Annotated in this window: 14 protein-coding genes and 1 pseudogene; 5 read left to right on the top strand and 10 right to left on the bottom strand. The window is 56.7% G+C overall.

Annotated elements, in window-relative coordinates; translation table 11 throughout:
• Window positions 1–2: 2 nt before the first annotated feature.
• The 3 genes and pseudogenes from SCT_RS01465 to SCT_RS17545 form a co-directional block, all read right to left on the bottom strand.
• Window positions 3–1,475: a DUF1302 family protein gene (locus tag SCT_RS01465; protein WP_237759545.1), complete on the bottom strand. Its 1,473-nt coding sequence runs from the start codon at window positions 1,473–1,475 to the stop codon at window positions 3–5.
• A gap of 58 nt (window positions 1,476–1,533) precedes the next feature.
• On the bottom strand, window positions 1,534–2,205 hold the full coding sequence (locus SCT_RS01460; protein WP_237759549.1) for an ABC transporter ATP-binding protein: 672 nt from the start codon (window positions 2,203–2,205) through the stop codon (window positions 1,534–1,536).
• A 42-nt stretch (window positions 2,206–2,247) separates the two neighbouring features.
• Window positions 2,248–2,517 (bottom strand): annotated as a pseudogene (locus tag SCT_RS17545) (FHA domain-containing protein); the annotation flags it as partial.
• Between the two features lie 152 nt (window positions 2,518–2,669).
• Here SCT_RS17545 and SCT_RS01455 point away from each other — a divergent pair.
• Window positions 2,670–3,482, top strand: a complete 813-nt coding sequence (locus tag SCT_RS01455; RefSeq protein WP_059418102.1) for an outer membrane lipoprotein-sorting protein — start codon at window positions 2,670–2,672, stop codon at window positions 3,480–3,482.
• 8 nt (window positions 3,483–3,490) lie between these two features.
• Here the strand turns inward: SCT_RS01455 and SCT_RS01450 are convergent, their stop codons facing one another.
• A complete protein-coding gene (locus SCT_RS01450; protein ID WP_059418100.1) occupies window positions 3,491–4,702 on the bottom strand; it encodes an ABC transporter permease in 1,212 nt (403 codons plus the stop codon).
• Window positions 4,703–4,718: 16 nt separating this feature from the next.
• Complete coding sequence (locus SCT_RS01445) at window positions 4,719–5,942, bottom strand: FtsX-like permease family protein (RefSeq protein WP_088178621.1); 1,224 nt, start codon at window positions 5,940–5,942, stop codon at window positions 4,719–4,721.
• A 215-nt stretch (window positions 5,943–6,157) separates the two neighbouring features.
• Between SCT_RS01445 and SCT_RS01440 the strand changes: the two genes are divergently transcribed.
• A complete protein-coding gene (locus tag SCT_RS01440) occupies window positions 6,158–7,405 on the top strand; it encodes a glycosyltransferase (protein ID WP_082098128.1) in 1,248 nt (415 codons plus the stop codon).
• A 175-nt stretch (window positions 7,406–7,580) separates the two neighbouring features.
• Here the strand turns inward: SCT_RS01440 and SCT_RS17540 are convergent, their stop codons facing one another.
• The 5 genes from SCT_RS17540 to prsT (SCT_RS01410) all read right to left on the bottom strand — a co-directional run bounded on the left by SCT_RS17540 (window position 7,581) and on the right by prsT (SCT_RS01410) (window position 15,795).
• Window positions 7,581–8,564, bottom strand: a complete 984-nt coding sequence (locus SCT_RS17540) for an EDSAP-1 family PEP-CTERM protein (RefSeq protein ID WP_059418094.1) — start codon at window positions 8,562–8,564, stop codon at window positions 7,581–7,583.
• A 254-nt stretch (window positions 8,565–8,818) separates the two neighbouring features.
• Window positions 8,819–9,499 carry a DapH/DapD/GlmU-related protein gene (locus SCT_RS01430; RefSeq protein WP_059418091.1) on the bottom strand — a complete coding sequence of 227 codons (681 nt, stop codon included), beginning with the start codon at window positions 9,497–9,499 and terminating at the stop codon, window positions 8,819–8,821.
• 22 nt (window positions 9,500–9,521) lie between these two features.
• Window positions 9,522–9,902 (bottom strand): hypothetical protein, encoded by a 381-nt coding sequence (locus SCT_RS01425; RefSeq protein WP_059418086.1) that lies wholly within the window; start codon window positions 9,900–9,902, stop codon window positions 9,522–9,524.
• Between the two features lie 84 nt (window positions 9,903–9,986).
• A complete protein-coding gene (prsT, locus tag SCT_RS01420; protein ID WP_159107867.1) occupies window positions 9,987–12,770 on the bottom strand; it encodes an XrtA/PEP-CTERM system TPR-repeat protein PrsT in 2,784 nt (927 codons plus the stop codon).
• 244 nt (window positions 12,771–13,014) lie between these two features.
• Window positions 13,015–15,795, bottom strand: a complete 2,781-nt coding sequence (gene prsT / locus SCT_RS01410) for an XrtA/PEP-CTERM system TPR-repeat protein PrsT (protein ID WP_237759544.1) — start codon at window positions 15,793–15,795, stop codon at window positions 13,015–13,017.
• A gap of 561 nt (window positions 15,796–16,356) precedes the next feature.
• Here prsT (SCT_RS01410) and SCT_RS01405 point away from each other — a divergent pair.
• From SCT_RS01405 to SCT_RS01395, 3 genes are all read left to right on the top strand, one after another.
• Window positions 16,357–17,274, top strand: a complete 918-nt coding sequence (locus SCT_RS01405; RefSeq protein ID WP_059418073.1) for a lytic transglycosylase domain-containing protein — start codon at window positions 16,357–16,359, stop codon at window positions 17,272–17,274.
• 967 nt (window positions 17,275–18,241) lie between these two features.
• Entirely contained in the window at window positions 18,242–19,042 is an 801-nt protein-coding gene (locus SCT_RS01400; protein ID WP_202812097.1) for a serine protease, read from the top strand.
• A 10-nt stretch (window positions 19,043–19,052) separates the two neighbouring features.
• Window positions 19,053–20,459, top strand: coding sequence for a TIGR03013 family XrtA/PEP-CTERM system glycosyltransferase (locus SCT_RS01395; RefSeq protein ID WP_371257721.1), 1,407 nt, complete (start codon window positions 19,053–19,055; stop codon window positions 20,457–20,459).
• Window positions 20,460–20,468: the final 9 nt, after the last annotated feature.

Below are 20,468 nucleotides of genomic sequence, written 5' to 3'. Positions count from 1 at the left end.
AGTCAAAAGCTGTAGCGCACCTCGGTGTAAACCCGGTCTTTATCGTCGAACGCACCGAACAGGCCGGTTGGCGGCCCTGCAAAAATATCGATACCGGTGGCCAGTCGCCAGTTGCCATCCAGTTTCCAGGTGAGTTTGAACTGGGCAGACCAATCGTCGCGGTTCAAGCTTCTGAGCAGCAGAATTTTGGGCTCCAGCCGAGGGTGCAGGGCCAGGGTGCTGAACAGGAGGGAAACACCGCTTTCGGTTTTGTCCGGCACGATGCCTGCATCGTGGCTGGGGAACCAGCGCTGAAAGAATTGCACGTTGAAGCGGGTTTCCTGCGGGAAGCTCCATTCCAGCCCGACGATGTAATCCAGCATGTTTTGCTTGACCAGTCCGTCCGCATCAGTGGCGTTGGTGGTGTTGAACAGTTTGTCTTTGGTGTAAATTGCCTCGGCCTTGAGCACCATCGGCCCCAGATCCTTGCCCAGAGTGGCGCCTAATTGGTGAATGCGCTCATGGATGGGCTGATAGGTGATGGTGGGGGTGGGCAGCAGTGCAATCTGGCGCGAGAAGGCTGCCGATGGGTCGTTGGCGGTGTAGTAGAAACCCGAGACGTCCCAGCCTTCCATGAGGTAGGACAAGCGCGCGCCGTAAGCCGCCTCACCCAGGCCGACGGGTTGTTTTTCCGAGGCAATGACCGTTTGAAAACCGGTGACGGCAGGCGGATTGAACGGGTAGAACTCGGCCCCGGGCTTGCCGATGTTGTCGTAGCTCATGTAGGGTATCCACACCCCCTCGACGTGAAAATCCCCCTGAAAATACTCGGCGCGAGCCGCCCATTGTGGGATACGGATGATGTCGAAATCCGGCAGTACGAGCTGGCGCATATCCTTGGCCGATACCACGTCAGCAAAAAACAGCCCGACCATTTCGCCCCAGATGACATGCTGTCGACCCAAGCGAAAATCCCAGTCGCCGGCCGAAAAATCCATATAGGCTTCACGGATCATGGCCTCGAAACGCTGATCTTTGCGCACCGCTTGGGGGTAGGTGTCGGCGAGGTCGTAGATCGGGTCGTAATTGATGCGCCCGCCCAACTTCCACGCCGCTCCGCCCGCCGTGCGGCCTTGGGTGGCGAGGTCGAGGGTGTTGTTGAATCTGGACCAATGCTTCTGGCCGGCGTAGGTGTAAGCCAGGTCATTTTGATAAAACCCGGTCAGGTGCGGTTCGGAGGGTGAGAGCTGGCTTGGCGGCACGGGTTCAGGTGCGACAGGTGTGCTGATGCCTGGCGTTACGGCCGGTTCGCCTTGGGGGGCGGCTGCCGGGATATTGGTGGGATCGGTTTTTGCTGCCGGTTTCTTGGTAGCGGGGGCAGGGCTGCCAAAGAGGTCGTCGATGGATTCCACATCCATGCCGGCTTTGCTCTTTTCTGCTGCGCCCGCCGGGATGGCGGTTATCAGCAGGCCTAGCAGCAAGACTCCGAGAACCATTGGCTGCTGACCTGGCCGTCGGGTTTTGGGGCAAAAATGTACTCCCACGGTGTTCCCCCTATTCCATTATCTGGCCATCGGCCAGTTCAATCACCCGGTCAGCCATCTCCATGACGCGCGCATCGTGGGTGGAGAAAATGAAGGTCGTGCCTTCTTCCTGATTGAGGTCTTTCATCAGCCTGAGAATGCCTTCGCCGGTCTTGTGATCAAGGTTGGCGGTTGGTTCGTCTGCCAGGACGATACTGGGACGGGTGGCGAGGGCACGAGCGATCGCCACCCGCTGGCGTTGACCGCCGCTCAATTCATTGGGGCGGTGGTGCGCATAGGGTTCCAGGCCAACCACATTCAGATAATGCTGGACACGTTCCTGCCGCGTTTTCTTGGCTACATGACGTTGCTGCAACAAGGGATATTCGACGTTTTCCCAGGCTGATAATACTGGCAGCAGATTGAAGGTCTGGAAGACAAAGCCCAGCGTGTTCAGTCGCAGATCAGCCAGTTCATCGGGTGTTTTGCCGCTGATATCCTGTCCTCCTATCAGGATGCTTCCCGTGGTCGGCGTGTCGATACAGCCAATCAGATTGAGCAGGGTTGACTTGCCGCTCCCCGATGGCCCAGCCAGCGCCATGAATTCGCCTTTATGGATCGTAAGCGAAATGTTGCGCAATGCCGTAACTATTTGTTTTCCAAGCGCATACTCTTTGCCGACCGCTTGAGCCTCGACTAACACCGCAGCAGGTTCAGTATCGTTTTCTTCATCGGCAACAAACTCCAGTTGAAAGTGGTAAATCGTGAACTTGTCGCCGCTTTTCAGTGGGGCGCGCTGGATTTTTTCTCCATTCAGGAAGACGCCGCTTCTGCTCCCCAAATCTTCCAGGTAATAGAGGCCGTCGACCAAAGTAATCCGCGCATGTTTGCGGCTGACCCCCGGGTCTGACAGTTGTATCTCGCATTCCGAGGCGCGGCCAATCTTGAGATCAGCCGAGTAGAGTCGAATATTCCGCAGGATCTGCTGATCCTGTCTTATCAGGAGGCTAGCCACGACCCCACCTCCCCGTTGTCCAGGAACAAAACTGGCGAGGACAAAACATAGGTTTTTGCTGATTGCCTAGCATGCATATGATCTCACTTGTCTTTATCATATAGTATTCGATAATCTTAGTTTATTCGTTTTGAGTTTACAGGACACCACTTATGGCTCTGACTCCATTTTATCCACGCGGCGTTTACGTTAAGCACTATCGACAGGTACCTTTCTGGACAGTTTTCGCCGTTGCGCTGCTGTTGTCGATTTTCAGGCCGGCGCTGGCTGCCGACACCGCAGGTGGAGACCCCCTTGCGCGTGAAATGCTGATGCGTGCAGACCGTATTCGCTTCCCTGACGAGGGCTTCCAGGTTGACGTGACCATCACGACAACCGAGCCCGATGTCGCTGAAGACGTACGCGCTTACCGGATACTCTCCAAAGGCAACAACCAGACCCTGGTGCAGACAACGGCGCCGGTGGTTGACCGCGGTCAGATTCTGCTGATGCGGGATCGCGATCTGTGGGCTTTCCTGCCCAACCTGTCACAGCCAATCCGTTTGCCGCTCTCGCAGAAACTGACCGGTCAGGTTGCGAATGGCGACCTGGCTCGCGCCAATTTCGTGGGTGATTACGAACCCAGGCTTCTGCGCACTGAGAAAATAGATGGCGTGTCCTATCACGTTTTGCAACTGGATGCAGTCGATAGCGGAGTCACTTATCGTCAGGTGCTCTTCTGGGTGAACGCAAAAAACAGTCGGCCTTATAAAGCCGAGTTCTATGCGCTCTCGGGCCGTCTGCTGAAAACCGGCCTCTACCAGGAGTTTCGTGCACTGGGCGGGGAAACGCGACCGACCCGACTGGTGATAGAAGATGCCCTGCGTCGCGGTCGACGTTCGGTACTCGAATATGGCGACATGGTCATGCGCGACCTGCCGGACAAGGTGTTCACCAAGGATTACCTGAAGAAGCTCAGTCACTGAAGCGGCATTTAAATATTATGGCGCAGCGCATCCACCACCGGTAGGCGTGAGGCGCGACGAGCCGGAAGCACGGCAGCTATAACCGCCGCCAGCGCCCCAGTCAGGGTCGCCATCACAAGCACCCACGGCACCAGTCGAATCGTAGCGGTGTAGCCGACGTTCGAGCCGGGCGGTGGCGGCATGGAAATGCCGATGCCCGATATCAAGCCCGCAAGCGCGCTCCCCGCGACCACGCCGAGCAGGCTGCCGAGCAAGCCCAGCAGCGCGTTTTCGAGCAGCACAAGTTTGAAGATCTGGCGCCGGCGCAGGCCCAAGGCGAGCAAGGTTCCGAATTCGCCGGTGCGTTCGTAGACCACCATGTTGATGGTGCTGGCTACGCTCAATACCAGCATGACAAGAATGATCGACTGCAGCGCCCCGAACTGGCGCCGGTAAAGGGCCTCGGTCTTTTGATAAAAATCGGCCAACTCATGCCAGGGCTTCACGACATAGCCGAGCGGCTCCAGTTTGGCTCTGAGGATCGCGGTTACCGCATCGGTTGCGGCGGTGTCATCCAACAACACGACAGCGCTATGCACCGACTTGGTAAACAGCAGTTCCTGGGCGGCCGACAACGGGATGCGTACGGCTCGATCATCGTAAACCTTGGAGAAAGTGCGGAACACGCCGACGACTTCATACTCAAGGGTGTTAAGCGCACCTTCCGGCGTATTTACCATCAAGGTCACGAAGCTGCCGGGGCGCAAATGCAGGGCGGCGGCGACACCTTCTCCGATCACCGCGCCGAATGCGTCCGCATCCCGCAACGGACGGCCGGAAACGATGGTGGCGGCGGTTCCCAGTTGTGCTTCCCTGCCTGGTTCAACGCCTTCGCCGATAATGGGCAAATCGGCGCGGCCATTGTTGGCCAGCCCGGAAAAATTCACGCGGGTCATGACAGCCTGCACATGCGGAAGGGCACTTATCGCCTCCACCAGGGCCTTTGGCTGCGCGATCATATAACGCGCCGGGTCGCGCTGACCGTACTCGAGATAGCCGCGCCGCAAAATCTGCACATGTCCAATGCGCGAGTGGATTGTCGACTCGCGCAGTTGCACAAACGCATCCTCGACAAAGCCGCCACTGATGATAATGGCGACTACCCCGGTGATGATTGCTGCCAGTGTCAGCGCAGTGCGAAGTCGCTGGCGGAAAATGTTGCGGAAGGCGAGCTTGAACATGTGGCTTTCGCGGACCTCAGATATTGTGACGTAACGCGTTGATGATTTGCAGGCGCGAAGCTTTCCATGCTGGATACAACCCCGCCAGCGCAGTGGTGATAAAAGCGACCAGAAACGCATTCATCACCACGTTCAAGGTGACTCGGATTTTTCCAGTGTAGCCCTCTTCCATGCCGGGGGGCGGCGGCATGGGAATGCCGATCGCGGAGATCAATTCGGCCAGCCCATAACCGACGACCAGCCCCAGGGATGCGCCGACCAATCCGAGTAACAGCCCCTCGATGGCGAACAGGTGAAGGATTTTTTTGCGCTTGAAACCAATGGCCAGCAGAGTGCCGATCTCGCCGGTACGCTCGAGCACATTCATTACCAGCATGTTGGAAATGCTGAGCACGATAATGCAGCCTATGATCAGCCGCAGCACGTTCATCTGCTGCGAGAACAGCGCCACTGTCTTGTTGTAGAAATCTGCTTGCTGGTACCAAGGCACGAACTCCAGCTTGTTCGCTGGCGCGGGGAAGCGGGCGCGGAACTGCGTGAGATAGTCGTCCGTGCGCTCGGTGTCATTGAGTAGCACCAGCCAGGCGTGAGCACCGTTAACGCGTAGCAGTGACTGCGCCAAGCCGATGGGCAGACGCAGGGCGGAATCATCGTAGGCCTGGTTGGCGCTGACAAACACCCCGGCGACTTTCGCCTCGACGGCGTTGATGCCGCCGCCTGCGGCATTGGCCAGCAGCGCCACCGTGGCGCCCGGTCTCACGTCGAGATTGCGCGCCAGGCCGTGCCCCAGGATCACCTCTTTCGCGGTCGCGGCGGCGATATTCCGTCCTTCCACGATACGCAGAGCTTTGCTCAGCTCCGCCTCCTTTTGCGGGTCGACGCCATCCGCCACAAACGCTATTGTCGTCTCGCCGTGGCTGATGAGCCCAGTCACCGCCAGCCGCGGAGCCACCAGCTTGATGCCGGGTGTGGATTCGATCGCTCTGCGCTCCGTCGAGTTCTCCGGCAATACATAAGCGTAAGGATTAGCCACGCCCGCGCTGAGGTATCCCGGCCGCACGACCTGAATGTGGCCTAATTGGGACTGGATGGTACTTTCACGCATGGCCCAGAAAATCCACTGGATGAAGCCGTCGGCGAGCATCAGGGAGGTGACGCCGACAGCCACCGTAAGCACGGCTGCCAGCGCCCGCCGCCGATTGCGTGCGAGGTTGCGCATGGCGATCAGCAGGTTAGCCATGGCAATCCAATGCGGCGAAAGCATCCATTTCCCATCCGGCCCAATGCGCTTCGCTTATTGACGCCCTACATTGACGGTGTTTCGCGCCTCGCATTGACAGTCGGGTTATCGTTGTGATGTCACACATCCGGGAGAACTCCCACTAATTTCATTGCATGAGCCATAATACAAAATTATCTCTGTGTTATGGTATTACTTTCCCGCGAGTGAGTGTAATGCAAACCCGAAACAAGCCGGTCATTCTTCTTGTTGCTGAAGCGGTCACGCTTGCCCATTTCGCACGGATTGCGACGCTGGCGAAGGCGCTCGATCCGACTGCGTATGAAGTGGTTGTCGCATCGGATCCTCGCTACACAGATCTGGAAGCACCACTTGGCTGTGCGTTCCATCCCATTCGATCCATCCCTTCCGCCGAATTCGCACAAGCTCTTGCCCGGGGCAAGCCGCTGTACAGCGTCGAGACGCTCACCCAGTACGTCGAAGACGACCTGGCGCTGCTCGACAGCGTCAAACCCGATCTGGTGGTCGGAGACTTCCGGCTGTCGCTGGCCGTGAGCGCGCCGTTGCGTCGGACCCCCTATGCCGCCGTGGTCAATGCCTACTGGAGCCCGTTCGCCGACACCGCCTATCCGGTACCCGACTTGCCCATGACCCGGATTTTGGGTGTCCGTCTGGCGCAAAAACTGTTCGATACCGTCAGACCCATGGTCTTTGCCTTGCATGCCCGACCCTTGAACCGGGTGCGCCGCCGTTACGGGCTGCCGCCGCTGGGGTCGGATCTAAGAAATGTCTACACCTGGGGCGATTACACCCTGTATGCGGACATTCCCGAAGTGGTGCCTACCCGCAGACTGCCAGCCCACCATCGCTACCTCGGCCCGGTTCTCTGGTCCACCCATACACCGCTGCCTGAGTGGTGGAGCCGCCTGCCCGAAGACAGGCCGATCGTATTCCTGATCCTGGGCAGCTCGGGTCAGGCCGACCTCCTGCCCATGGCGCTCACGGCCCTGTCGCAACTTCCGGTCACGGTCATCGCCGCCACCGCAGGCAAAATCGCGCTTGTCGATGCGCCTGCCAATGCGTACATCACCGATTACCTGCCGATGGACATCGCAACCCGGCGCTCGCAACTGGTGATCAGCAACGGCGGCAGCCTGACCACCTACCAGGCGCTCGCCAGCGGCGTGCCGGTCATCGGCCTGTGTTCCAATATGGATCAACTGCTGAATATGGGCGCGGCGGTACGCTTGGGAGCCGGAATCATGCTGCGTGCCGGAAAGGCGTCTTCTACCAGCTTATTGGAGGCTGCAACTGCCATCCTGAATAATCCGTCTTATGCACAGGCGGCCAGCCGGGTCGGCCAGACCTTGGCGCAGACTGATGCTGCGCAACGCTTTCGGGACATCGTGGCGGAGATGCTCCGCCACGGCAGCAACCCCTCATCGGATCAAGCCCGGAAGTAGCGGCAAGGATGCGGCTTGCATCCTGTATGGATAGCCCAAGCAACTGTCGGAAAACTTTACGCCTGCAAACGGGCATTTGCCCGCTGGTTATGGGTGGGTTGCAAAGAGCCGGCGGATGAATGAAAAAGGGCAAGGGTTTGACCCCTTGCCCTTCAAAACAGTCAGCGTGGAGTGCTTATGACTGCTTGCGGCGGCGTGCGAATGCCAGACCGGTCAGCCCCAGTCCCAGCAACGCAAGTGTGGCGGGCTCGGGCACCCTTTGTACATCGATGTTTTCCCGCGCGGTCAGGCTTAACGTATAAATTCCAGGGTCAAGTTGGCTGGTCGTCACACTGAAAGAGCCCGAAGTAGTAGGGGTAAGGTCGCCAACATCAACGTTGCCGGCACAAGCTAGCTCGAGCCCCTCCGCGCACAGGGTCGGGTCGTAAATGCCACCGCCGGGGTTTCCGAAGTTTTTGGTGAGGGACGTATTAAGCGAAAACGGGTCAATCTCAGTGACCCCCGCAGTAACCTGGCCATCCGGGGACCAAGTGAACACTACTCGGCCATTGGCATCAATAATGTTAACGTTAGCGGTAATTTCCGCGCGCACGGACGAAGGGAACAGCGATGGTGGGCCGTCCAGAAAAATCTTCAGGAAGGGGTCAGCTTTAAAAGCGATTGTGAGGGTCGTCGCGGACCCAAGATTGAGCGTCGTGGTGAAGGTTGTGTCGGAAGAGTTTCGGCCGAGCGCCGAGCCAATGCCAGCCGCTGCAATATTGCCCTCGGCAATATTCACCGCCTGAAAAGTGCCCCCAACCGGAGGTGGAAGCTGCTGAGACACGATTTGGGCGTCGCCCCTGGCGTAGGTGTTAAGCAGGCTTTGGCCTTGCACGGTGAAGTCGTTGTTGGCCTTTGCCACAGCGCCAAGGTTGGCGGGAGCCGCGTCCAGTGAAACAACGTTGTTAATTGGCGCAAACCCCGTCAGGCTTGCAGAGGCTTGTGACGTAGTGGTGTTGGGAAAGATGAACCCAAAGTTGGCGCCCGATGGAGTCACCGTACCTTCAAAGATGTTGTTGTAAGCAACGGCGTAGGCGTTCGCTTGCGCTTGACCGGACACGCCGATCCCGCAGGCAAGCAGGCTGGCTGACAGCGCGAGCAGCTTGAATTTCGTTTTCATGATCGTTCTCCTCTTAAAAAATGTTGAGCATCTTTGAATCCGCGAGGATGGGGCGTTTGGAATTTGCTGGCCTCATGCTCTTGCCTAGTAGCTAAAGCAGTAAGTGTGCCACTTAAAAACATCACTATAAATACAATGAGTTATAATAAGCACTCGCTAATCGGTAGGTTGCGCGCGTTCAGTTTGTAAGATTTTCCGACGCTTCCTGCGGACTGTGCGCCCAATCCAAACAGGCCCGGGTACGCAATCCGGCATCAGGCAGCCTCTCCCGTTGTCCGCCGCTTCAACAATTTGGCCGGAATGCCGCCCCAGATCTCATTCGCTCCGATGCGCGTGCCCTTCGTCACGACTGCGCCAGTTGCCACGATAGCATTGTCGCCGATGGTCACGTTGGGCAACACGACTGCGTGCGCACCAATGGTGACGCCGTCGCCGATGCGGATAGGATAGTGGGCGAGCCGCTTCCCCTCGATTACATGGGGGATGAGTAGGGCTGATTGCCCAATAACACTGTTAGCCCCGACCTGCACGAAAGGTGGATCATGGATGATTCCCTGGCAGTAGGTGTTGCTCCCCAACCTCGTACCTAAGGCCAGATAAAACATACGCATCAGTGGGGTGGGCATAAGCCCGCTGCGTATGATTGGATAAAAGAGTATCAGGTAAAAGAGTATGTAGACGTGATAAATAAATTCCTGCTCAGACCCTTCATCAATCTCGCCGTCCCTAAGCGGCATGATGTGCAGGAACAAGCGGTAAACAGCAAAAGCATAGAGATACACCGATAGCAGTGCCGCGCCTGTCAGCACCACCCCGCGGAAATCCCCCAACGGCAATGCGCCAAAAAGCAGCCAGATAGTGCCGATGCCGAGGACAAGGATCAATGCGAGCAACAGCAGGAAAGTGAGGATTTGGCTAGATGTGATCTGTCGCATGATAGTCTAAATAACCTCGTGGTTAACGTGAGAGGGAACGGACACGGCGGCAGCGACGTTCATTTTCGGGTGTGGTGCTGCCGCCATGTCCGTTAGTTGAGATGGTGACGCCGGCGAGGCAGGATTGTATGAAGGCCGGGAAGCGCTCGGCGGCTTCGTTAGCTGTAATATATTCCGACACTTTACCTGCTGCCATGCGGAATGAGGGGTTGGCAAGCCGTTGCATTCCGGTTGCTGGCAAGGCTTCTGGCTTGAGTCTGTAGGCGTGCATTCGAAGCCCTGCGCCGGCAGTCGCGACGGCGGACACATGTAACCAATTGACCAGGTTGGAGGTGATGCCCAGCGCGGGTGTGTCTTGGCTCAGCGCCTGCTGGCTGGTGGGGCCGCAGCCGTTGCGAATCACGAGGGCGGCGCGGACGGCGGCCTCCGGGCAGGCATCTTGACGCCTTAAAGTGCAGTTTCTGACAATTCATGGGTCCGCCCAGGCCTACCACTGTTTTAGCACTGCTTTTGCTTCGTCTTGCTGCGGAAAGCTTAGTCCGGAAGCCAACACAGCCTCAAGCTGTTTGCGCGCCTTCTGCCTGTCGCCCGCTTTGGCGAGCGAAACGGCATAGTGATAGCCGATTTCTGGGTTCTTGGGCGCAAGCGAAACGGCTTTTTGCAGTAGCTCGACGGCGCGTGCAGTTTTGCCCTGCTCGAACAAAATCCAGCCCAGGGTATCCGTGATAAACGCAGCATCGGGTCTGAGTTTATAGGCTTGCTCTGCTATATTCAGCGCACGCGGGTCTTTTGCGCGATGATACAGCCAGGCGAGATTGTTGAGTGCGAGCAGGTTGCCGGGCGCATCCTGCAATAGAATCTGGTACTGCTCGATGGCCTGTTTATCTTGCCCACGTGTCATGTAGGCTTGCGCCATGTAGGCGCGGGTTGCAGTGTCTTTCGGCTGCTCCTTGAGCCATTGCAACAGACGAGTGTCGGCATCCTTTACCCTTCCGGCCAGAGATTGCGCCTGATGCCGTTTGACCGCGATCAGACCACTTTTGTCGAGGGTAAAGGCTTTCTCGTAGGCTTTTGCAGCTTGGTCATACTGCTTCTGGTCGATGAGAATGTCGCCTTCGAACACCAAACCCGCCGATTTCCTGGGGTTTTGCAGTTGCACCTGCTGGGCGATTTTCAGCGCTTCTGCAGGTTTTCCAATTTTGAGATCCAGCGAGATGAGCGCGGCCTGCGCCTCCAGATAGTCGGGTTTCAGTTCCAGGGCTAGACGCAGGGATGATTTGGCTGCGTCAAGGTTTTTTGCGGCGGCCTGCACCGATGCAAGTTTGTAATGCGCGAGCGGTGACTTGGGCGCCAGGCGAGCGAGTTTTTGGTAACTCGTGAGCGCATTTCCCGTTTCACCGGCGGCAAGCTGCGTTGTGCCGAGCAAATCCAGGGCATCCGCGTTGTCAGGATTGGCTGTCTGCGCCTCGCGCGCAAGGTTCAACGCCTTTTTTGCCTCATTATTCCCCAGGTAGTGCTCTGCCAGAAGCCGGCGCGGCTGTAGTGCCGACGGATTGGCCTGTGCCGCCCGCTCCAGCCAGGAAACGGCCTCTTTCTTGTCGCTTGCCAGATTCACCAGCGCCAACAACGCGGGGAGATTGTTCTTGTCCCTGGCCAGGATGGCTTCGTAGCGCTTGCGGGCAGCTTGGGGGTTCTTTTCCTGGAGGTCAAGCTGCGCCAGGTTCATGGCTGCCTCGCTGTAGGCCGGATCGAGGTTCAGCACCTGTTCAAAATTTTTCCGCGCATTGGCAAAATCTTTTTTTCCGGCGTAGGCTGCGCCCCGGAAATTGTATACAGCGGGGTTGTTCGGGGTCTTTTTCTCGAGTACGTTAATCGCTGCCAGCGCCTTGTCGAATTCGCTATTGCGCAGGCGAGTCAAGATCAAGAGCGTATCGGCCACGCTTTGACCTGTATCCTCTGCGGCTGCGGATTCCAGTTCCGCCATGGCGCGCGCCGAGTCGCCGGCGGCCATATGACTTACGCTCAGCGCGGTGCGTAGTTTGGCGTTCTTCGGATCGATTGCCGCGGCCCTTTGAAGATAGTCACGCGCCTGCGCGGGTTCACGCGCTTGCAGAGAGGCTTCGCCAGCCATCGCCAACACGCTCAGGTCTTGGTTTTCCGTCATGAGCAAGGGTTTTAAGGTATCCAGTGTGCGAGCGGGTTGCCCAGTTTTCAGCCACGCAGCCGCGAGGCCTTTGCGCGCATACACGCTATTGGGGAACTGGCTCAATACCTTTGTAAAGTTCTGGATGGCCTGTTCATAACTGCCGAGCTGGTAGGACACCATGCCGGAAAGCAGGATGCTCGGCATATGATTGGGGGCATCTTTCAGCACTTCTTGCAGGCTATCACGCGCTGCGGCATATTTGGCCTGCCGGAAATCCAGTAGCGCCTGTAAATACTTGGCTCGCAGGTTATGCGGCGCCGCTTTCCGCGCCGCGCCAATCTCAGCCTGCGCAGTATCGAATTTGCCTGCCGACAGGTGCAGAAAAGCCAGGCTCAGGCGGGCATCGACGTGATCAGGGACGATCTTGAGCACACCAGAGTAAGCCGCCTCTGCCGCTTTTGGATCATTTCTGACTTGCGCCAGTTTGCCAAGCCACATCCAAGTGTCGGCGTTCTTGGCGTCCAATTTGAGCGCTTGCTCAAGCAGTGCTTTGGCCTGATCGAAGTCCTTCGTGGCAGTGGCGCACCTGGCAAGTCCCCAATAGGTAGGGACATAAGCTGGATCGGCCTGCGCGGACTGTTTGAACTGCTCGCATCCCTGCTCAAAGCGCCCCAGGCCTAACTGGGCTTCGCCGTGGAGTTGCTGTATTCGCGCCATATTCTTGGGAGAGGTTCGGGAACTGGGCGTGACCTCGTTAAGAACCCGTTCATAGCTCTCCTGCAAAAGTAGTGCCTGCCCCAGCAGAACCTTGATTGATTCTTCGTCGACCCCGAGTTTCTGCGCCCGCAGCAACTCCTTTTCCGCGTCCTTCCCCTGTTGCGCCTTGATATAAATTTCCCCCAGAAGCAGGCGTGCTTCGGTATTGTCAGGGTTTTGCTGCAACGCGCTCTTGAGTTCGATGATACTTGCGCGCTGGTCGCCCTTGTCCAGGAAGTCCTTCGCCTTTTGGATATGTTGCTGGGGTGTTGAACTTCCGATCCGATCGCACCCTGAGACAACAGGTAACGCGATCATTGCCGCCAACAGAGCCACCTTGCGCAGTTTGCCAAAAGCACCTGAATACATTTTGCTCTCCTTCATCATGGTTCTATGTGAAATACAGTGGGTAATCAAATTTCAGCCTCCCGCAGAAGAAGTAAATCCGTTCGCCCTGACCCTTCGGCTTCGCTCAGGACTAAAGGCATTGTCGAAGCAAGTCTCCCCTGAGTCCCGTTCGCGGTGAGCTTGTCGAACCGTCCTTCGACAGACTCAGGACGAACGGTGGCGGGGGCCACACGCGGCATTTCTATCTGGAATTGGAATAACCTCATCATTTGCCGCCTTGCAGTTGCTTAAGCATGTTTTGCGCTTCTTTCTCATGGGGAAAGGCAACCCCGCTGGCAAGCAGCCGTTCCAGTTCCTGACGGGCATGCGCGGTATCGCCCGATTTCGCCAGTGTAGCCGCCAAATGCCAGCGAATCTCGGCAACGTCCGGCGCCTGCGAGACGGCGCGGCGAAGGGGGTCAAGACCCTTGGCGGGCTGTCCGGACTGGGTCAGCAGCCAGCCGTAGGTGTCCAGTATGGTGGGATTGTTGGGTTGAAGCTTCAATGCCTGATCGGCAAACGAAAGTGCGCGACTGTCTTTGAGTTCCGACAGCGCCCAGGCGAGATTGTTGAGCACGACAAGGTTACCTGGGTTTTGCTGATTCAGGAGCAGGTAATGTTCCGAGGCCGCCTTGAATGCGCCGCGTGTGATCAGGCGCTCCGCCAGATAAAGACGGGTTCCGCCGTCCTGCGGATGGCTGGCAAGCCAGGTGGCAAGCTGCTTTTCCCCTTCCTCAAATCGACCGGCACCGGCCAGCGCCTGGTGCAGACGAATCAGCGTGGCAGGAGAGGGCGAGAGTTTGTGCGCGCGTTCAAATGCAGCGAGCGCAGCGGGATATTGCTTGCGCGCCAGTGCCGTGTCGCCTTCCAGTACCAGTCCCGCTGGGGAGGCGGGCTTTTGCTGCTGGATCTGTTTGGCGATTTTCTGCGCCTCGTCATACCGCGCAGACTGGATTTCAAGGCCGCCGAGCATGAGTTGCGCCTCGATCAAATCGGGTTTCATCCCCAGCGCCTCTTGCAGGGTTTTGCGCGCGTCTCCGGTTTGCTTCATCGCTATCTGAACCTGGGCGAGTTTCAATCGCGGTTCAGCCTGGTTGGGGAGTTGATCGGCGAGTTTGCGATAGGTGTCCAAGGCGTTGCCTAGGTCTTTGCTGGCGAACTGGCTGGTGCCGAGCAGGTCGAGTGCAGCCGGATTTTTGGGTTGGGCGTTGACCGCTTCGCGCGCGGCGAGCACGGCTTTGGCATTTTCGCCTTTAGCTAGCAGATAGTGCGCCAGTAGTAAATGCGGCTGGATGGCTTGCGGGTTGGCGCTGGCGGCTTTCTCCAGCCAGCTGGTGTAAGCTTTTTCGTCTTTCTGGCGCAGACTCAGATCAGCCATGGCCAGCATGGCCAGGAGATGTTTGGGCTCGGCTTTGAGAATGTCCTCGAAGCGTTTGCGCGCATTCGTGGCCTGTCCGTCCTTGAGATCAAGCTGGGCGAGATTGGCGGCAGCAGGGAAAAATTTGGGATCGAGTTTGAGCGCGTGTTCGAGACTGTCGCGCGCTTTTGCGATATCTTTTTTGCCAAGGTAGGCCGCGCCCCGGTAATTCCACGGCAAAGGACTTTGCGGCATTTTCTTTTCCAGCACGGCGATGCTGGTGAGTGCCGCGTCGTATTGCTGGTTTTTGATCTGGCTGAGGACGATGAGGATATCGGCGCGACCACTTTCACCCTCCAGTCCGGAGGCGATTTGCAGGTCGGCGAGCGCACGCTTGTCGCCTTGCACAATACGCGAAAGGCCCAGCTCGGTGCGGATGGCGGCGCTACTCGGGTTGATCTGCGCGGCTTTTTCGAAGTGCTCTGAGGCTTGTGCGAACTGTTTTTTCGCGAGGGCGATTTCAGCCGCGATTACGTGCACGCCTGCGTCGTTCGAGTGTTCTGGATCAAGCGGCACAAGCGTGCGAGCAGCATCGTCCGGTTGCCCCTGCCGCAATTGGGTTGTGGCCAGCAGTTTGCGCGCATAGAGGTTGTTCGGGTCTTTGCCCAGATAGTTTTTCAGATGTTGTTCGGCCTGTTGCAGCGAGCCCAGGGAAAATTGGACTGCGCCTGCAAGCAGCACGCTGGGCATATGGTTGGGCGCGACGCGCAGTATCTGCTGAAGGGAATCACGCGCTGCGGCGTGTTTCCCCTGGCGGAAATCGAGCAGCGCCTGCAGATAATCGACCATCAGGTTCTTCGGCGCCTTGCTGCGCGCCGCCTCGATATCGGCACGGGCCGCGTCAAATTTCCCGGCGGCAAGTTCTACAGACGCTCTGCTCAGGCGCGCCGGAGTGTTTTCCGGCATGATCTTCAGAGTTTCGCCGTAGGCGTCCAGGGCAGGTTCGATCTTCCCTTGGGCTCGAAGCAGGTCGCCCTTGAAAAGCCGAGCATCGATATTTTTCGGGTTTTTGTCCACCGCGAGATCGGTGAAGCGCATAGCAGCCTCGATGTCTTTGTCCGCGATGGCGAGACGGGCCATCCCGAGCAGGGCATCGGCAAAGTCAGCTCTGGCCTGGAGGGCCTGCTCGAATGATAGCTTGGCATCCTGGTGTTTGCCTAGAGCGAGATAGGCGTTTCCGCGCAAGCCCAGTATTTCTGGGGAGGCTGGCCCCTTGGTGGTGGCTTGGCCTGTTTCATCCAGAACGTTCTGGAATTGCCCTTGCATCAGCAATGCCTTCCCCAAGCCCGGCGTCACCTTGTCATGGCTCATGCCTAGCGCCAGGGCCTTGCGTAGTTCTTTCTCGGCCGAAGCAGGATCGCCGGTTTCCTGATAAGTCATGCCTAAGAGATAGCGGGCTTCGGCATCGTCTGGGGTTTTCTGCAAGGCGTTCTTAAGCTGAATAATGGCGGCCTGGTTGTCCCCATTTTTCTGAAACTGCTTGGCTTGAGAGACCAGCGCCTGGGTGTTTTCGATTTTGCTACAGGCGATTGTTCCTCCCCCTATTAGCACGGCAAGCGTCGAAAGCATCACCAATCTGTTTGCCTGCATATTGCTGCCAAAATTATGCATACGTACTTTATTCTCTCTTTCTATCAGCAAGAGGTTGGCTTGGCGACTCAGTCTCACATGGTATCTCTTTTGCCGCAATGTTTGAAAGGACCGGCAGTTTAGATTCGGACTGGAATGGAGAAAGATTCTATATAAACACATTTTATATGTTTATTAATAGACCTTGACCAAAGTGTAGTCAAGCTTGCCACCGTCATGGCTGTCGGAATTTCTTACAACAGAATGCAAGTGAGTGAGTTACTTCATGCAGGATTAATCCGGGCTGTCAACATTGCGGCTGCCTATTTTGAATTCCACGAAGAGGGGGATCTATTGGATTTTTGCGGGCTTCCAGGGTGTATCCGCGTCTGGAATGGCAGAGATATTTGGTGTCTGAGTTGATGATGCCAAGACTCGAGTTATGTCGATATTTTTTACATACTCCGCAGCCCAGCATCCAGTGCCATATGTTAATCCGTTGTAATTAATAGTAAATCATGTTTTGGCGCGAAACTTGCGGTTGTATTCACCAGTCTAGAATAAAATATGTGGTGAGTTGCAATGGTTTTTTCGGGCAAGTTCTTGGTGGCGCTGGCAGCGTGGGCCTTGTGTGTCGGCGGCGCAGCCGCCGACAGCAATCCTCGTTCGCTCCCGGCGGTGCCGGTAGCGAGTTTGGAGAATCCAGAAGCGCTGGTCGCTCTGGCTCTAAAGTACGAACACGCCGAAGGCGTGGCGCGGAATTATGCCAAGGCCGCAGATTTGTATTGTCGTGCCGCCCGTCTTGGCTTTGCCGATGCCCAGTTTGCCCTAGGATGGATGTATGCCAATGGACGTGGCGTTTCCCGGGATGATGGGGTGGCCGCGCAGTTGTTCGCAATGGCGGCCGAACAGGGGCATGGCCACGCGCGGGAAATGGTACGCTATATCCGCTCTTCTGCAACGACACCGCTGCCAAGCTGTTTGTTGCCCGAGGAATTCGCGCCGGAAACGGGAAACACCCCGGAGCAGGTGGATTCAAAGGCCTATCCGAAAGGTCCCATCTTCGACCTGGTGCAACAACTGTCGCCCAGCTACTCGGTAGATCCCAAGCTGGTTTTGGCGATTATATCGGTCGAATCCGGTTTCAACGTGCGAGCAATATCGCCTAAAAACGCACAAGGTCTGATGCAACTCATACCCGAAACGGCCCATCGTTTTAACGTCAAAAATGCCTTCGATCCGGCGCAAAACATCAAGGGTGGGCTGGCCTACCTGCAATGGCTGCTGTCGTTCTTTAAGGGCAACGTGCCGCTGGTAGCCGCGGCCTACAACGCGGGGGAGCGGGCGGTGGAAAGGCATCGCGGGATTCCCCCCTATCCCGAAACGAGGGACTACGTGCGAAAAATCACGGTCCTTTACGGGAAACCCACCCACCCCTTCCTGCCCAGCCTGGCGGAGACGTCATCATTTGTGGCGTTGCCGGTTAACTATCATCAATAAACCAGTAGCCGTCTCCCTGGTTTGAATTGGATACTTCAAACTTGAGGAGATCTGGCGTCTGCAAAAGATCTCCGGCTACCCCAAGGTCAATGGACAGTCCGCCGTCAGGCACGAGCAATCTAGGCTGACCTCCCGCGCCGGAGGCGCGCTGTATCGCACCCTGCGCTATCAGAAGGCTCGCATGAAGCGTAGGAAGGACGAGAGCGACGCGTCACAATTCCCAGCCAGGTATCGATCGAACAACGCACGGCCATTGTCGACAGCCGCCAGAATTTTTCGACTGGGAGACGGGCTTGGTCATGGGCGCTGGACAGAAGCAGGCCTCTATTTATCGTAAAGAGCGTTCGTCTCGCTTCTCTCGGTTCGCCGTAAAATTCGTCGCAGAACTATTCTTTCGTTCATCCCTGCATCTCCTGGGAACGCGGCGCCACCGAGAACGGGGTCAGCCAGATCCGACAGTTCTTTCCGAAGAAGATGTACTTTGATTCCTATACCCGAGCGGGTCGCATTCGTCATGCATCGACTCAATCACCGCCCCAGAAGATGCCACGGTTTTAAAACATCACACGAGGTCTACATGAAACAGTTACACTCCTGTCATAGCACTGTTGCCCTTCATAGCACTGTTGCCCTTCGGACTTGAATCAGCCACTATTCAGAAGTGCTTATCTTTACTGATAAGCCAAGACCTAATTAGAATTCTTGATAGTTCACAAACACCTGCGGACTGTATCTATCCTCGGTATTCCTGTCTCATTCGGAAGTTGGCGTTGCTACAAAAAAGGGGTGTTCAGAGAGCGCCGTGGGGCATTTTTTATGGGCTATAGTGAAGTAGACGACAGTTGTGTAACAAAAATGGGCTTTGAGATGTTGGCTCTTGATGTAGATGGAGAGGGACTGAGTAATTGTTTGCCTGATTTTTGCGACAGGGGATCGTAGCGGGATGGATATGAATAGCAACACACGAATGAATGGCTGCCGGGCAATCCCGGGTTTTTACTTGGGGCGCGTCAGAAGCATTGTCCTCGTGGGGCTGGGGTTGCTGTTTGTTTCCCCGCTTTGGGGCACCGAGCTTGTCCAAACCATAGAACGTATCAAGCCGGCCATTGTGGGGGTAGGGACATTTCAGAAGACGCGTACCCCGCCAGTGAGCTTTCTGGGCACAGGCTTTGTGCTGGATGACGGTCTCCACGTAGTCACCAACGCCCACGTCGTCCCAGAATCACTGGACATCGCGAACAAGGAGTCACTTGTCGTGATCACCGGCAAAGGCAAAAATCCGGAACTCAGGGCGGCGACTCCGGTTGCCCAAGACAAGGAGCACGATCTGGCTCTGCTGAGGATCAGCGGGCCGGCTCTGCCTGCCATGAAGCTCGGGGATTCGGGCGAGACCCGGGAGGGACAGACATTGGCCTTCACCGGGTTTCCGATCGGCATGATTCTGGGATTTTATCCGGTGACTCACCGCGCCATCGTTTCCGCGATCACCCCCGTCGTGTTGCCAGCGCTGAACTCCCGGGGGCTCGACGCAAAGATGATCGGCCAGTTGCATCGGTCCGCCTATACAGTGTTTCAGCTCGACGGCACGGCCTATCCCGGCAGCAGCGGAAGCCCTCTCTACGATCCTGAAACCGGGTTGGTGTATGGTATCGTCAACATGGTGTTTGTAAAGGGAATGAAGGAAGCCGCCCTCAGTCATCCGAGCGGCATAACCTACGCCATTCCCGGAAATTACATCCACGATCTGCTGGGCCGGAAAATACCATAAATAAAAGGGAGTGCCTGAGTTGGCTCGAATTTCCAATCATCACATTTCCACAACGGCAATTTTTCTTTTTGGCGTGGAAACGTTCGCGCTGATGGCCTCGGTTTACCTGGGGACAAAAATCCGTTTTTTTGACCAACCCAAGCTTTTTTCAGACGCCCTCACAGATCTATTTCCCCAGGCCGTCACATATGCCGTTGTCATGATCATGAGCATGGCGGCGATGGGGATGTATCAACTGGATTCCAGGCCGGACCCCAAAGCCACTTTACTTCGCCTCATGCCTTCCCTTGCCTTGGGGTTGGGTCTCATGAGTCTGGTTTTCTACTGGGCGCCTGACCTTTATTTCGGTCGTGGTATATTGGGGATAGTGTTGCTTCTGGCCATGATAGGGATATCTCTGACGCGGGCCGTTTTTTTCAAGTGGTCCCGCCTAGGAATTTCGGAGTCCCGGGTCATGGTGCTGGGCACGGGTGCCAAGGCTAAGGAATTCAGCGATCTGATCGGGAGCGACCCCGGTTGCCATAAATTCAATATCGTTGGTTTTGTGCCGCTACCCGGCGAGAAACATCTGGTGCCCTCCCCCTCCATTTTGCCTGCGGAAGGGCTCCTGAGGTCCATGGTCAATAAATACACCGTGAGCGAGGTCATTGTCGCGGTTGGGGACCGGCGCAACGGCGGCTTCCCAATTCAGGAACTTCTGGAATGCAAGCTGCATGGGGTCACGGTGAGCGATGCCGCCAAATTTTATGAACGCGAGCGGGGCCAGATCCGGGTTGATTCCCTTTACCCGAGCTGGCTGGTCTTTGGCGATGGATTTGAGCAGGGGCTCTTGAGAAGGGTCGTAAAGCGAGGTTTCGACTCGATCGCAAGCGTAGTCCTTCTGGTGGCCACATTTCCCGTCATGCTGGTTACAGCCCTCTGCATTCTCGTCGAAAGTGGTGCGCCTATCCTTTTTCGGCAGGAAAGGGTGGGGAAAGGGGGCGAAACGTTTATGGTCCTGAAGTTTCGCAGCATGAGAAATGATGCTGAGCAAGAAGGAAAACCGCAATGGGCGGCAGCGAATGATCCACGGACAACAAGGGTGGGCAGAATTATCCGAAAATTGAGGATAGACGAGCTTCCCCAGATATTCAACGTGCTGAAAGGGGAAATGAGCTTTGTGGGTCCCCGCCCGGAAAGGCCCTATTTTGTTGACCTGCTCAGCGCCAAGATCCCCTATTACAACACCAGGCACAGCATCAAGCCGGGGATAACCGGATGGGCTCAGGTCCGCTATCAGTATGGCGCCTCGGTGGGGGATGCCATCGAAAAGCTGCAGTATGACCTTTACTATGTGAAGAATAATAGCCTGTTCCTGGATATCATCATCCTGATAGATACGGTCCAGGTTGTCTTGTTGGGCAAGGGGGGAAGGTGATAGATATCC

Origin of the sequence: Sulfuricella sp. T08 (assembly GCF_000971475.1) — a bacterium.
Classification (GTDB): domain Bacteria; phylum Pseudomonadota; class Gammaproteobacteria; order Burkholderiales; family Sulfuricellaceae; genus Sulfuricella.
Note: the sequence above shows the minus strand (reverse complement) of the source record. Positions and strands in the feature narration are given on the sequence as shown.